2 protein-coding genes are annotated in these 1,022 nt (G+C 41.1%); one reads left to right on the forward strand and one right to left on the reverse strand.

Annotation, left to right across the window (positions count from 1 at the left end):
• Positions 1-335, reverse strand: a 335-nt coding sequence (locus G1O98_RS39565) for a hypothetical protein (RefSeq protein WP_207794536.1), incomplete at its 3' end; no start/stop codon positions are given.
• A gap of 337 nt (positions 336-672) precedes the next feature.
• Here G1O98_RS39565 and G1O98_RS38350 point away from each other — a divergent pair.
• Positions 673-810 carry a hypothetical protein gene (locus G1O98_RS38350; protein WP_163939693.1) on the forward strand — a complete coding sequence of 46 codons (138 nt, stop codon included), beginning with the start codon at positions 673-675 and terminating at the stop codon, positions 808-810.
• The last annotated feature ends 212 nt before the right edge of the window (positions 811-1,022 follow it).

Below are 1,022 nucleotides of genomic sequence, written 5' to 3' on the forward strand. Positions count from 1 at the left end.
GAAGTTTCCGCAGTGGGGGATTGCAGTTGTTGATGGGGTGTTGATTGAGCGGGAGGAGTAGCGCGATCACTGACTTTGAAGAAACCACCCCGAACTAGTAATGGTGTTAAGTCACCAGTAGCTGTAGAAAGTGGCTGCTTGCAAAGGAGGAAGCTGGAGGCACAAAAGGTTAAATTAATGTGATTGCTTGATTCGAGTGGGTAAGGAAAGAGAGGATTGTGATTGCTATGTTGGGGTCCGATGTTTACACACCGTTCGGTGAGGCTGTGGAAATTGCAGAAATGATGCGGCGGTATCCGATGAAGGAGTGATACTACAAGGAAACTGGCGATCACCTACGGTGGGCGTTCCGCCATCGCTCTAGAAATGATGATCTTATTACATTGCTTCTTGTTTCAAATCATACAGTAATAATTTAGGTTGACTAAGTAATCAAAGTCCTAAAAATAAGAAAAGTAGGAAAAGTAGGAAAAGTAGGAAAAGTATGATTTATTGACAAGAATAAGTAATTTAACTTAATAGATATTGCTTAATTAAGCTAGAAAGGATATATTTTTGTGTGCATGATTGTAAGCAAATAAACATCACTTAGCAACATAAGGGGATAGTTTCTGCGCGCTCGCTCTCAATTCTAACAAAACAGAATTTCACAACCATGCTGGAGTGGTACAGATGAGCATGGGAAATTTCAAGCAGGGAATCGCTTGTTTGCAACAGACTTTGGCATTACAGCCCCAATCGGTTGACACTCGCCATAACCTCGCTCTCGGATATCAAAAAATTGGACGGCTAGATCGCCACTCTCATTAATCTTCATAAGTGTTAATTATATAGGACAAAAATACTAGTCAAAACTTGGATCTTTGTTCGATGCGGCAATTAAGGCGATCACTATATAATCCCCTTGACCAACGCAAAAATTTAAACAACTGCCATTCCGAGCAGACATCAAACTAGTTTTAATCCTCAAACGCAGACGGTGCAGAGGACTATTTCACTGCGTTTTCTTAGGGAGATCCAAG

Origin of the sequence: Nostoc sp. UIC 10630 (assembly GCF_010747425.1) — a bacterium.
Classification (GTDB): Bacteria; Cyanobacteriota; Cyanobacteriia; order Cyanobacteriales; family Nostocaceae; genus Nostoc.

Excerpts from the sequence above, each read along its gene's own strand:
- G1O98_RS38350 (WP_163939693.1), top strand. The coding sequence starts at position 673 with ATGAGCATGGGAAATTTCAAGCAGGGAATCGCTTGTTTGCAACAGACT.